This window comes from Ensifer sp. EB106-05-01-XG146 (assembly GCF_058791875.1).
The window spans coordinates 570,101-583,007 of the sequence record NZ_JBYTDX010000002.1 but is presented as its reverse complement, the minus strand read 5'-3'; the positions used below and the strand labels follow the sequence as shown (position 1 = coordinate 583,007).

The window sequence follows — 12,907 nt, the reverse complement described above, 5'->3', positions numbered from 1 at the left end:
GATGTCAGCACGTCTCGACTACAATCAGATCGCGCCCGCTGGCGTTAAAGCACTGGGGGGGGTCTACGGCTACGTTATGCAAAGTGGCCTCTCTCCAGTGCTGGTGGAACTTGTCTATCTGCGCATCTCACAGATCAACAACTGTGCCTTCTGCTTGGATATGCACACACGCGATCTCCTGAAAAAGGGCCAGCAGATCGAGAAGATCGCTCTGCTGCAAGCATGGAGAGAGGCTGGAAATCTCTTTGACGAGCGTGAACGCGCAGCCTTGGCATGGGCGGAAACTGTAACGCGCGTTGCGGAAACCGGTGTGCCGGACAGCGCCTACGAAGAGGCGAGCGCATTCTTCAGCGAACGTGAACTTGTGGACCTCACCATCGCCATCGGCCTGATGAACAGTTATAATCGGATGGCTATCAGCTTCAGGAATGTTCCACAAGCGGTAGCCGTCAAGTAGGGACCGAAGCACGCTTGCAGGCTGCAACTCAGCGAGGCTGCAAGCGTGGTTCTAGATCCCAATCTGGTGTTGGATTTCGTCGCGTGATAGCCCCTTCCAAGGAACCCGGTTTGACGCGACTGTCGTTTTGCCTGGCGAACATTCCCGACGGCGGACCTAAGGGATCGCGAAGATACGCAGTTCCCTTGGACACCGCCGTCGCGAACCGCGTCGGACGCGATCAACATCGTTTCAAATCCTGCATTTCAAACCGTGTCCGTTGCCTTCCGCTGTTCAGAGGAGGCCGCTTGGTCCCATGCGAACGTGCTGCATGCGGACGGTCCCACGCCGGAGCAGAGGGACCTGCCCGCTCCGGTCAACGCGCGATCTCCCCATGAGGGCATGTTCGACAGCGGGCGATCTAGTCCGAGGCGAAGCTCGGCACCTGCGCAAGTTCGGCTATTCGGAATCGTGTGGAACTGCGTGTTCAAGCGACACGCCACGTTGAGCAGAAGTCCGAACAGCTGCGTCCGGCCTGACAGGTGACGGCCGGAACACAAGTCCCGTACGACGGCGGCTGCCAAGGCGGACGACCGCATGCCACAGAACAGTTCGGTCCCGCGGCCATCGGAACCCCGAGACTGCGTATTCCGGTGAAGTCGGCCACTGATTCCGAAACGAAGCCGGCCACCTATTCCGATTTCATTCCGGCCACCATTCCGATCTGAAGCTGGCCAGTTGATGCTCCCCTGGGTCGTTGTTTTGCATGGCGCGTGATTGTCGCGTGGTCAAGCGGCGGATGGTGTTTGACGCTGCTTTCGCAAGCTCTCGCCGGACAGTTCGATGCGGTAGGCGTTGTGGACAAGGCGGTCGAGGATTGCATCGGCGATCGTTGGATTGCCGATCATGTCATACCAGTGATCGACGGGCACCTGGCTGGTGACGATGGTGGATCGCTTCTCGTAGCGGTCCTCGACGATCTCCAGGAGATCGCGCCGCTGCTCGTCGTTGAGCTTCTCCGGACCCCAGTCGTCGAGGATGAGCAGGTCGGTTCTGGCGAGCGCCTTGAGGACCTTGGGATAACGGCCGTCGCCGCGCGCCAGCGCAAGGGTGGCGAACAGCCTTGGCAGGCGATGATAGGCGACGGAGAAGTCCTCGCGGCAGGCCTTGTGTCCGAGCGCGCAGGCCAGCCAGCTCTTGCCGACGCCGGCGGGTCCGATCAGCAAGAGACTATGGTGTTGCCTGATCCAGTCGCAGTTGGCGAGCTTCAGGACGAGATTGCGATCGAGGCCGCGGGCGGCGCGGAAGTCGATGTTCTCGATCTGGGCATCATGGCGCAGCCTCGCGGCGCGAGCCCTTGCCTCGAAGCGCTTCTGGCGGCGCGTGGTCGCCTCGCGTTCGAGCAGCAGAGCGAGCCATTCGCCATGCTCGAGGTGTCTGGCTTCTGGCTGCGCCTCGAGTTCCTGATAGGCGCTGGCCATGCCTGTCAGGCCGAGTTCGCGCAGCATGTCGATGGTGGGATTGGTCAGCATTATCAGGTGTCTCCTCAATGGAAGTAGCCGGGGCCACGCAGATTGGCGTGTTCCATGACGGCGGCGGGTTCGGTGGAATGTCTGGGGGCCTTGTGGGTTGCGATGAGCGAGGCAATCGTCTTGCAGGTCAGGCCGCCGATCTCGACGGCCCGTGCCGAAATGACCTCAGCGCGCTCGCGGCCGAGGTCGCGATAGAGGCGCAGGATGCCGAGGCAAGTTCGGAAGCCCTGCTCGGGATGTGGCCGGCTGGCGAGAATGGCGACGATCAGCCCTTCGGTCTGCGGACCGATGGACGCGCCCCAGCGCCGGAAGCGCTCCGGCGTCCATTCGGCGTATCGGCGGTGGGAGCTCGGCATGTGCGCCGGGTCTGTTCCATAGCGCGGCCCGCCATAGCGGCGCTGATGGACCGCGACGCGTTTGCCGCGATGGAAGATCTCGATCATTCGCGCGGTCGCCCGGATATCGACCTGCTGACGAATGAGCGCGTGCGGGACGGAATAGAAGAAGCTCCTGAACTCGACATGGTAATCCGTCGAGACCCGCGCAAAGCGCCATTCGGCGAACTCGTACTCCTCGGCGGGCAAGCTTGCGAGCGCCGCGCGTTCGACCGTCTCGAAGAGATGGCGCCGGCTGACACCCAACCGGCGCATGACATGATTGTTGATGCGCTCCAGCACGTCGGCGATTGCGGCATTGGCCTCGGCGAGCGAGAAGAACGTCTGCTTGCGCAAGCGGCCGAGAAGGCAACTCTGGGCGAAGCGCATGCCGTTCTCGACCTTGGCCTTGTCCTTCGGGCGTCGCGGTCGGGCCGGCAGAACGCCGACACCGTAGTGGGACGCCATCATGCCGTAACTGCGGTTGATCTCGGGATCGTAGAAGCTGGCGCGGCTGACGCCGGACTTCAGATTGTCGGGCACGACCAGGCGGGGCACACCGCCGAAGAAGGCAAACATGCGCACATGTGAGCCGACCCAGTCCGGCAAGGTCTGGGTCCAGGTCACCTCGGCGAAGGTGTAGCTCGATGCGCCGAGCACGCCGAGGAACAGCTCCGCCTCGCGGACTTCGCCAGTCTTGCGATCAACGATCGGCACCTTCTTGCCGGAATAGTCGACGAAGACCTTGTCGCCGGCCGCATGCTCCTGGCGCATCGTCGGCGACAGGCGCCGCTCGAACCCACGGAACAGCTCGCAGAAACGGCTGTAGCCGTAGCCGTCGGGGTGGACGCCGCGATATTCCTCCCACAGGATCAGCAGCGTCACGCCGGGCTTCTTCAATTCGATAGAGAGCTGCGCCCAGTTCGGCTCGTGACGTCGCCGTTGGCCCTGCTTAACGCCGGCGCGGGCGAAAAGCCGAGACTCCAGAGCATCGTCTGTCAGTTCTCCCGGCAATGGCCAGTTCAGCCCCGCCATCGCAGCCCGCTTCAGGTTATCCTGGACGGTGCTGCGGGCAACGCCGAGGATCACCGCAATCTCTCGGCTGCTTGTCCCGCTTCCGGCAAGCCGGAGCATCTGTCGTAATTGTCGCATGGTCAGCCTTCTCTTTGCTGGCATCAAAGTCTCCTCGTGTACCGGGAGGCTTGATGCCAAAGTTGCTGACCCAAGGGGTATCTTCAGAGCCGGAAACCGGCCGGTCTTTGATTGGAATCGTGGCCGGCTTCAAATCGGAACGGTGGCCGGATTTTGATCGGAATAGTGGCCGGCTTCAGATCGGAATCCGCACCCGAGACGAAAATCCGAAGAGCCGAATGAACAGGTAAACGGCACTGAAGCCGACGAGAGACTGGCGGAGCATCTTCTCGAAAAAAGCTACAGAACTTACGGCCATTCGTCACGAACGGTTGAAGCCGCCCATGTCGACTGCAGTTCAGAAGCTTCCGCTTCCAGCGCAACGTCGAGCCCTGGACATTGCGACTGAGGCGGCATCCGGATGGAACGTCCATCCTCTGCCAATGTGCCGCGGACCGGTCCTCCGACGCTATCCCAATCATCTCGAAGAAAGTATCGAAGCGATTTTTCCCTTTCGCCCCGACAGCACAGGCGCTGAAAGGACCCTCTGCGATCGAGGCTGGCTCCGCGGCTTCAGTCTCGGCGATACTGCCCGACGACTTTCATACAAGTATGGAATGGGCGGCATCTACGGGCGGCAGAGCAAGTTTGAATGCGCGCTCTGATTTATTGGCTGGCCGGATTCCCGTCGGCCGCACGGGAGAGATTCGCCGGGCGCCTGCCGCAGAACTCCATAGCTAGTGTGTGGGGCGTTCCAGCAGGGCACAAAGACTGCATCTGGCCTCTCCATACCAATAGCATGGTGCGGTCTCAGGTATTTTTGGGAAGGTAAAGAGGTAGCGAATCTGCCCCACTGAGGGGCAGATTCGCCAGATTCTCCAAATGACTCGGCCTTCGAAACAAGCGTTCTCTGCTGCGGCACCAAGGAACCCGCCTCAAAGAGGGGTGCACGCTAAGTTCGATATTCGTGTCGTTCGGAGAATACGGGCGGCGCCACAGCCTCGTCCTGGCCGTAAACGGCCTTGCGGTTGCCGCCCATAGAGGCCTAGTGCTCCGTCAAAGGCACCTGAGTTCTGCGCTCTCCTTTGCACCACTGGTATCCTCGGCCAGTTTGCAGCAACAGGACCAAAAATCGCAGAAATGAGTGTACCGCGACGATTTGGACTGTCGAAACCTGGGAGTGGTAAAACGCCGGCGAAAACCGGACTGCAACTCTGAGCCTCGAAAACCGCTCGCTGAGAACGAATAGAGGATCGACGGTTCCCCACGAAATCCGAAAGGCCTTTGGTCAAGAGTCGCGTAGAAAACTTATGCCAAGACGATTGTAGGTATTCATGAGACCGATCGCGATTGTGAGGTCGACAAGTTCTTTACTCGAAAAGACAGCTGTGGCTGCGAGGTACGCCTCATCCGGAATGGCCGTATCGGCAACCTTCGTAACAGTCTCTGCCCACGCGAGCGCTGCCTGCTCGCGGTTGGTGAACATGGAGGGCGACTCTCGCCAAACCGAAGCAAGCGCCAACTTATCGAAAGAGACGCCCCGGTTCACCAGATCTCCGGTGCTCAAGTCGATGCACGACGGGCACTTGTTGATCTGACTGACCCGCAGATAGACCCATTCAATCAAGTCCTGCTCAAGACCACACTCCATGATGTAGCCATAGACTCCTCCCAGCGCCTTGATGCCTGCAGGAGCGATCTTGGTATAGTCTAGACGCATCGCCATAGGACCTTCCTTTCAGTAGCAGCATGTGCAAACTTTACCAAATCAGTTATTTGCTTTGCATGCGGTGACAATGCCATCGTAACGCCCATCCCGATAGCACTGACATTCAACAAAACGAGTGTACCGTCTTGTTAACGCCGAAGCTTAATCTGCAGCTCGATCCTCACAGCCGGAAACCGCTAGCCGAACAGATACGATCCGGCATCCTTGAGGCGATCGAGAGCGGCGTCCTGGAGCCAGATTCAAGGCTTCCGTCCTGGAATGATCTTGCCTCGCAACTCGGTGTCGCCCGTGGCACTGTAAAAGCGGCATACGAGCGACTGAGCGACGACCAGGCTGTCGTGGCCTCTCCATCCATGGGAACTCGAGTTGCCAGGCGGCCTAGCCCCATGAAACCAGCTGCAGCCCGGGACGACGGGAGCGGCCTTCCAGACTTCTATCATCAGCTCTCTGCTGGGTCGGTGATGTTTCAGATGGGAATACCGGCACCTGAGACCTTCCCAGCAAAGCTATTCTCGAAAATCAGAGTCCGGGCCATCAGGAAGGAAAGTGCTACGGCGCCTGCCTACCCGGACCCGCGAGGGGAATTTTCCTTCCGATCGCAGATCGCCGCGTACCTGGCTTTAGGCCGATCAATCCGCTGCGAGCCCTCGCAAGTGTTCATTACGCAGGGTTTCGCCGGAGGCCTCACGTTCGTGTTGCGCGTGCTGAACATGAGCGGCCAGACGGCCTGGATTGAAGATCCTTGCTACCCCATTTCGCGGCACGCACTCGAACTGGCTGGAATTTCCCCCTGCCCAGTGCGCGTTGATGTCAACGGAATGGACGTGGGCTTTGGCATTCAAGCGGCACCGCGGGCATCGCTTGTCCTGACCACCCCGGGGCAACAAGCACCGCTTGGTATGACAATGTCGCTCGAGCGCCGCGTGGAGCTGACGCAGTGGGCGGAGGAGAATGGAGCGTGGATCATCGAGGACGATTACCTCGGCGAGATGCAACTAGAGGGACGGGCAAGCCCTGCCCTGGCTTCACTGGACCCGACTCGCGTCATTCACATTGGGACCTTTAGTAAAACGATCAGCCCGGCCCTTCGGCTGGGTTTCGTGGTTGTTCCACCTTCCCTAGTGGCGCGTTTTGCCGAAGCTGCCATCTATGCATGGCCCGCTCCTGGACCATCGGTGCAATACACCGTCACCGACTTCATTCAGGACGGCCACTATCTGCGGCACTTGCGGAAGGTCCGACGCGACTATGCCGAGAAACGCGAATTGTTGTCAGAGGCCATTCAACGAATCGGGCTACCCGCGTCTCCTGCCGGATTGTCCGTGGTGGTCCGACTGCCCGAAGCGGTTTCCGATGTCGATATCGCACGCTCCGCTTTGAGGTTTGGGATGGCACCAGCTCCCCTGTCGCCCTGGTTTATCTCCCCAACTTCTGTCGGGAGCGGCCTGCTGCTTGGCGCGCCAAACGTCAACCCCAAGACGCTCGACTCCTACTGCGAGCGTATCAAACGCCTCATCGATAAGGGCTCCACCGCGACTCTGGTATAATTGCTCTGCGTCCTTCGCTGCAGCTACAATATCTGCTGATTGCTGGTGCTACCGCACCCGGGCTGCTCACCATTTTGCCCGGGTGAAGAAGCTCGCGCGCTCCGTTCGTCGATGCATCGAACGATCTATCTGCTCTCGCTTCGCAGTACATACGAATTGGACGTTCTTGGTGCTTTTTGTTGCTCCAACCTCGCTTCATATTAGCGACGCTGAAAGCAAACGTTCAACGGAGACAACAACAATGCCCCTTTCTAAAACATCTAATGTTACTGAAGGCCGTAGCGAGGCACTGTTGCTTCCCCTGGCCTCATCCAAAGCCGCCCAGTTCGGGCAAAATGAACAGCGCGGCTTCAGCGCGACAGCTTGGAGCAAACGGATAGCGTTCCTGCTTCTGATCACCGTCAGCGGAGCAGCCTTGTCGTCCTGCACTGATGCAAGGTCCGAACCCTCCGCGCCTCCCCCGGCCGCGGTTGACGTTGCTCCGGTGTTCGAAAAGAAAGTTCATATTTGGGACGAATTCAATGGCCGCATCGCTGCGGTGGACTCGGTCGAGATCCGCCCTCGCGTCACAGGCTACATCGACAAAGTCAACTATCGTGAGGGCGATGAAGTCAAACGCGGCGATCTGCTCTTTACGATCGACCAGCGTCCCTACCGTGCCGCTCTGATGAGCGCAATGGCGCGCCTCGCTCGCGCGGAGGCATTGGTCGGCACGACCAAAGACCGCAAGGAGCGTGGGGCTGCACTTCGCAAGAGCAAGTTCATCTCGGATGAAGATGCAAACGATCGGAGCCGCGACTACGAGCAGGCGCAGGCGGACGTACTTGAAGCCCAGGCGGCGCGTGATATTGCCGAACTGAACCTGAAGTTCACGGAAGTTCGCGCGCCAATTGACGGCAAGGTCGGTGAAGCGAGGCTGACCGAAGGGAATTTGGCTGTTGCTGACCAAACCCTGCTGACTACCGTAGTCTCCCAGGACACGGTCTATGTCGACTTCGACCCGGACGAGCACAGCTACCTTCGTTATGCAGCTCAGGCCCGCGAGACTAAGACGTCGATCTCTGACCTGCTGATCAAGGTTGGCTTGGCAAATGAGGACGGATTCCCTCATTCAGCCAAGATCAGCTTTCTGAACAACGAAGTCGACCCGACCACGGGGAGTATCCGCCTCCGCGCACTTCTGGCCAATAAGGACAAGGTATTCACGCCGGGGCTCTATGCTCGGGTCCAAATTGCCCGGGACAGCGAAAACAGTGCGCTGCTCGTCGATGACAAGGCCATCCTGACCGATCAAGATCGGCGGTTCGTCTACATACTCGATGACAAAAACAATGCGGTTCGTAAGGACATAAGTGTTGGGCGGCTGATCGACGGCCTTCGCGTCGTCGACACCGGTCTCAAGCCAGGCGACCAAGTCGTAGTCGCAGGTTTTCAGAAGATCTATGCCTCGGGAACCCCGGTTTCCCCGTCTGCTGTCGCGATGACATCCACTACCGACTGAGGAGGAGAAAATGAACTTTTCGCGCTACTTCATCGACAGGCCTATCCTTGCGATAGTCCTCTCGGTCCTGATCTTCCTCGTGGGCCTTGTCTCCATACCGTTTCTTCCGGTGGGAGAGTATCCTGAGGTCGTGCCGCCGAGCGTTGTCGTGCGCGCCAACTTCCCCGGGGCGAACCCGAAAGAAACGGCGGAGACCGTCGCGACGCCGCTGGAAGAAGCCATCAATGGCGTTGAAGGCATCATGTACATGAAGTCTGTAGCGGGCTCTGACGGCTCGCTACAAATTGTCGTTACGTTTTGGCCGGGCATCGATCCAGATACCGCAGCCGTTCGCGTTCAGAATCGCGTAAGCCAAGCGCTGAGCAGATTGCCGGATGCCGTTCGCCAGATTGGCGTGACGACCCAGAAGCAATCTCCAACTCCGCTGATGTACGTTAGCATTACGTCGCCCGACAACTCCTACGACCCTCTCTACTTGCGCAACTTCATCCGCCTCAACGTCAAGGATGAACTCTCACGGATCACCGGGATTGGGGATGTCGTCGCTTATGGTGCGGGCGACTACGCCATGCGCGTCTGGTTGGATCCGAACAAGCTTTCAACGGTCGGCCTCACCGCCGGCGATGTCTTAAAAGCTATTCGAGAGCAGAATGTCCAGGTGTCTGCCGGTCAACTCGGAGCCGAACCCTCACCTACCACCACGGACTTCCTGCTGTCGATCAACGTAGCCGGCCGCCTGCGCACCGAACAGGAATTTGGCGACATCATCTTGAAGAGCGGCGACGTTGGCCAGATGGTGAAGCTATCGGACGTCGCCCGCATCGAGCTTGGGTCCGGCGACTACACCATGAGGACCAAGGACGACAATCAGAACGCCGCAATGGTAGGCATTTTTCTATCGCCCGGTGCAAACGCGCTCGGCGTGGCTGGCGCTGTCTACGAGAAGCTGGATGAGATTTCCAAGACCTTTCCAAAGGGTATCATCTACCGCGCGACATGGGATCCGACGGTGTTCGTCCGCGATTCAATCACTGCGGTGCAACAAACCTTGTTGGAAGCGATCATACTGGTCGTGCTCGTTGTCATCATCTTTCTCCAGACCTGGCGCGCCTCAGTCATCCCGCTGGTGGCCGTCCCAGTCTCGATCGTCGGCACGTTCGCCTTCCTCTACCTTCTTGGTTTCTCCATCAATACCCTAACCCTGTTCGGCCTCGTACTCGCCATCGGCATTGTCGTCGACGATGCCATCGTGGTCGTTGAAAACGTTGAGCGATTCATCGCACAGGGCCTATCACCAAGGGAGGCTGCATATGCGGCCATGAAGGAGGTCTCGGGGCCCATCATAGCCATTGGTCTCGTACTGTGCGCCGCATTCGTGCCCATGACTTTTCTTTCCGGGGTCACAGGGCAGTTCTACAAGCAGTTTGCCGTGACGATCGCCATCTCCACGGTTATCTCTGCATTCAATTCGTTGACCCTTTCACCTGCACTCGCAGCGAAACTTCTTCGGGATCACCACGCCCCGAAGGATCGACTGTCCCGAGGCATCGACAAGGTATTCGGAACCTTCTTCCGTGCCTTCAATCGTTTCTTCGACAAATCAGCCGAAGGCTACGAGCGCACGGTTAAGAGGTCCTTCGGTCGGCGTGGACCAGTTATGTTCGTCTACGTGGTGCTTCTAGGGGCAACCGTCGCATTTTTTCAACTGGTACCAGGCGGATTCATCCCCACACAAGACAAGCTCTACCTCTTCACAGGGGCGAAACTTCCGGAGGGAGCTTCTCTCGGGCGAACTAACGAAGTCGCGGACAAGATGGATGAGATCGCGCGGTCAGTGGACGGCGTCGCTTCCATTTCTTCGTATGTCGGCCTGAATGCTCTGCAGCTGGTAAACACGCCGAACGTCACCGCATCCTACGTTATTCTGAAACCGTTTGGCGAACGTCAACGATCGGCGCAGGAGATCAACGCGGAGCTCAACGGCAAGCTTTTCGGCATCAAGGAGGGGTTCGCATACTCGCTTATGCCTCCGCCGATCCAGGGCCTGGGTAACGGTTCAGGCTATTCGCTGTACCTCAAGGACAGGGCGGGTCTCGGCTATGCGGCCCTGCAGGACGCAGTAAACAAGATGCAGTCGGTGATCGCTCAAACGCCCGGGATGACCTATCCCGTCACCTCGTATCAGGCGAACATCCCGCAACTCGAGGTCAAAATTGACCGCGCCAAAGCGAAGGCCCAAGGTGTTGTCCTCACCGATCTCTTCGAAACGCTGCAGACGTACCTAGGGTCCGCGTACATAAACGACTTCACCCGCTTCGGTCGTGTCTATCGCGTTGTTGCGCAGGCAGACTCATCCTTCCGGCAACAGGCGGAAAGTATCGGCAATCTGAAAGTCCGAAACGGCATGGGCGACATGGTCCCGATCGGGTCGATGATCAACGTCGTACAAACATTCGGCCCGGACCCTGTAGTACGCTACAACGGCTATCCGGCGGCGGACCTTATCGGCGACTCGGACCCGCGGGTATTGTCTTCCACGCAGGTCATCGCGAAGATAACAGAACTCGCAAAGGAGAACCTCCCAGCGGGGATCGAGCTCGAATGGACCGATCTCAGCTACCAACAGGTCAGTCAGAGCAATTCGTCAGCAATCGTCTTTCCGATTGCGGCATTGCTGGTGTTCATGGTGCTCGCCTCCCTCTACGAAAGCTGGACATTGCCCCTATCGGTCATCCTGATCGTTCCGGTCTGCATGTTCTCGGCTCTCTTCGGCGTATGGCTGACAGGTGGAGACAATAACGTGTTCGTGCAGGTCGGTCTCGTCGTCCTGATGGGCCTGGCATGCAAGAATGCAATCCTGATCGTCGAGTTTGCCCGAGAGCTTGAACATCAAGGCAAGTCCGCGGTCGAGGCAGCCCTGGAAGCATGCAGGTTGCGGTTGCGCCCGATTATCATGACATCAGTTGCGTTCATTGCAGGCTCTGTCCCGCTCCTGATCGGACATGGGGCTGGCGCAGAGGTGCGATTTGCGACAGGCGTGACCGTGTTCGCCGGGATGATCGGCGTAACGATCTTCGGGCTGTTTCTTACACCTGTATTCTTCATCATCCTGAGGCGCGCGCCTTCATCAGTGAAACAGGCGAGCGAAACTCCTCAGCCCCAGACGGAAGCGCACTAACTAGCGAGGGAAAATCCTCGTTGAAAACAGCAAGAACAGGAACATCTAATCCCAGACAAAACAGCCCACAGCGTTGTTCGACACTCTCGAACTCCTCTGTGGGCTGATCCTGGAGAGTAGCGCTTCAGCTATGTGATTTCTTGGGCTTCGGGACTGGGCATTGCACAATTCAACAATCGGGTCTCGAGCGATTTCGGGAGCTTGCGCCTAGGGCCAGATCACTTGCAGCGTGTCTTCCTGGTCGAACCCGCCCTCGAGCTGATCTGACGAACCGAGTTTCCCGCCGAAAAGATCATCAATCGACCTGATTGGCCTCAGTCACGGGACTTACGCTATCCGTCACAAACGCTTGAAAAGCACGTGGCGACTACATTTCTGAAGCCCTCGTTTCCGGCGCCGCCATCCCAAGCCTCTTCAAGGATAGGAACGAGCCTAAAAAGCCGGACTTATTTCTTGCCCTTCTATAACTAACACTACTGAATGCCAGACTCGCTGGGGCGGCTGGGCGGCCCGTCTTGGCGGCGACCTTCGCGTGACAGCTGAAATCCTGGCTAGTGCGGATGCGCCCAAATCGAAGCAAATGGATCTGCTGAAGCTGGTGAAGGCGCGGTCGATGCGGGCGAGCTTCGCAGTTGGCTAGCGCCGCCCGCGCACGTGCCTCGTGGCGCAGACTTCCCATTTTCACGGCACGAGAACGCGGGACGGTGGCCGTCAGTTTCGGAAGGTGTGATGGTCCATGGCCGGACGCAGGAGTCTGGACTTTTCCCTCAACGTGGACATATTGCCAGATAACTCGCTTTTAGGTGAATCCGGACCGCCGAAATGCGCGTCACACGCTTATTGTTCCGAGCGAGCGTGCGCCGGGAGGTAGATGCGCGCATCAGTGCCAACATTGGGCTCACTCTCCAACTGAACACGACCTCCCGCCGCACGAGCGAACTCCTCGACGAGCGGTAGGCCGAAACCGCCCAATCCACCGGATTTCGTGGTGAAGTAAGGCTCCTTAGCTCGCCTCAGTGTCTCCTGAGGCATACCAATACCCGTGTCACTGACGGAAATCTCGATGTGCGCATTGTTCGCGGATCCTCTGCAAGAAGCCGAAAGAACGATAACGCCTCCCATCGGCAATGCGTCACCTGCGTTGCGCAAAAGTAGCATGATCGCGTTTTGAAGCGTCTCCTTTGAGCAGGTGATGCCAATTGATCCAACGTCGGAACGGACATCGAACCGAGTGCTGTGCGAAAGCATCGGCCGAAACATCTCCGCCAACTCAGCTAAGCAGGCGGAAACGTCAACATCATGCAATGACAAGTCCGCCTCAGCGGAGGTCGAAAAATGGTAGTCCGCTTTAGTTCGGGAAGCCCTGGCCATGTGAGTGCCTTTCCTTTGTCGATGCAAATCTCGGCCGACTACTTGTCCCGCGGCTCGAGCGCCTTAAGAAACTTGGGATCTCGGAACTACACAGCGGGCCCGCGCTGG

The 12,907-nt window shown here is 58.5% G+C and carries 8 protein-coding genes; 4 read left to right on the top strand and 4 right to left on the bottom strand.

Annotated elements, in window-relative coordinates:
- Position 1 precedes the first annotated feature (1 nt).
- Positions 2-457 carry a carboxymuconolactone decarboxylase family protein gene (locus AC3WVQ_RS22780; protein ID WP_192445882.1) on the top strand — a complete coding sequence of 152 codons (456 nt, stop codon included), beginning with the start codon at positions 2-4 and terminating at the stop codon, positions 455-457.
- A 767-nt stretch (positions 458-1,224) separates the two neighbouring features.
- Here AC3WVQ_RS22780 and istB read toward each other — a convergent pair.
- The 3 genes from istB to AC3WVQ_RS22765 all read right to left on the bottom strand — a co-directional run bounded on the left by istB (position 1,225) and on the right by AC3WVQ_RS22765 (position 5,199).
- Complete coding sequence (gene istB, locus AC3WVQ_RS22775; RefSeq protein WP_060581982.1) at positions 1,225-1,968, bottom strand: IS21-like element helper ATPase IstB; 744 nt, start codon at positions 1,966-1,968, stop codon at positions 1,225-1,227.
- Between the two features lie 14 nt (positions 1,969-1,982).
- Entirely contained in the window at positions 1,983-3,518 is a 1,536-nt protein-coding gene (gene istA, locus AC3WVQ_RS22770; protein ID WP_492382993.1) for an IS21 family transposase, read from the bottom strand.
- Between the two features lie 1,243 nt (positions 3,519-4,761).
- Complete coding sequence (locus AC3WVQ_RS22765) at positions 4,762-5,199, bottom strand: carboxymuconolactone decarboxylase family protein (RefSeq protein WP_192445399.1); 438 nt, start codon at positions 5,197-5,199, stop codon at positions 4,762-4,764.
- Between the two features lie 128 nt (positions 5,200-5,327).
- Between AC3WVQ_RS22765 and pdxR the strand changes: the two genes are divergently transcribed.
- From pdxR to AC3WVQ_RS22750, 3 genes are all read left to right on the top strand, one after another.
- On the top strand, positions 5,328-6,749 hold the full coding sequence (gene pdxR / locus AC3WVQ_RS22760; RefSeq protein WP_457578627.1) for a MocR-like pyridoxine biosynthesis transcription factor PdxR: 1,422 nt from the start codon (positions 5,328-5,330) through the stop codon (positions 6,747-6,749).
- A 241-nt stretch (positions 6,750-6,990) separates the two neighbouring features.
- Positions 6,991-8,250, top strand: a complete 1,260-nt coding sequence (locus AC3WVQ_RS22755) for an efflux RND transporter periplasmic adaptor subunit (protein WP_192445397.1) — start codon at positions 6,991-6,993, stop codon at positions 8,248-8,250.
- Between the two features lie 10 nt (positions 8,251-8,260).
- Positions 8,261-11,428: an efflux RND transporter permease subunit gene (locus tag AC3WVQ_RS22750; RefSeq protein ID WP_192445396.1), complete on the top strand. Its 3,168-nt coding sequence runs from the start codon at positions 8,261-8,263 to the stop codon at positions 11,426-11,428.
- Between the two features lie 837 nt (positions 11,429-12,265).
- Here AC3WVQ_RS22750 and AC3WVQ_RS22745 read toward each other — a convergent pair.
- Positions 12,266-12,799 (bottom strand): ATP-binding protein, encoded by a 534-nt coding sequence (locus AC3WVQ_RS22745; RefSeq protein ID WP_457578625.1) that lies wholly within the window; start codon positions 12,797-12,799, stop codon positions 12,266-12,268.
- Positions 12,800-12,907: the final 108 nt, after the last annotated feature.

Bases quoted from the DNA above. Each gene is read 5' to 3' on its own strand.
- AC3WVQ_RS22765 (WP_192445399.1), bottom strand. From the start codon at position 5,199: ATGGCGATGCGTCTAGACTATACCAAGATCGCTCCTGCAGGCATCAAG.
- AC3WVQ_RS22745 (WP_457578625.1), bottom strand. From the start codon at position 12,799: ATGGCCAGGGCTTCCCGAACTAAAGCGGACTACCATTTTTCGACCTCC.
- AC3WVQ_RS22780 (WP_192445882.1), top strand. From the start codon at position 2: ATGTCAGCACGTCTCGACTACAATCAGATCGCGCCCGCTGGCGTTAAA.
- istB (WP_060581982.1), bottom strand. From the start codon at position 1,968: ATGCTGACCAATCCCACCATCGACATGCTGCGCGAACTCGGCCTGACA.
- AC3WVQ_RS22755 (WP_192445397.1), top strand. From the start codon at position 6,991: ATGCCCCTTTCTAAAACATCTAATGTTACTGAAGGCCGTAGCGAGGCA.
- istA (WP_492382993.1), bottom strand. From the start codon at position 3,518: ATGCCAGCAAAGAGAAGGCTGACCATGCGACAATTACGACAGATGCTC.
- AC3WVQ_RS22750 (WP_192445396.1), top strand. From the start codon at position 8,261: ATGAACTTTTCGCGCTACTTCATCGACAGGCCTATCCTTGCGATAGTC.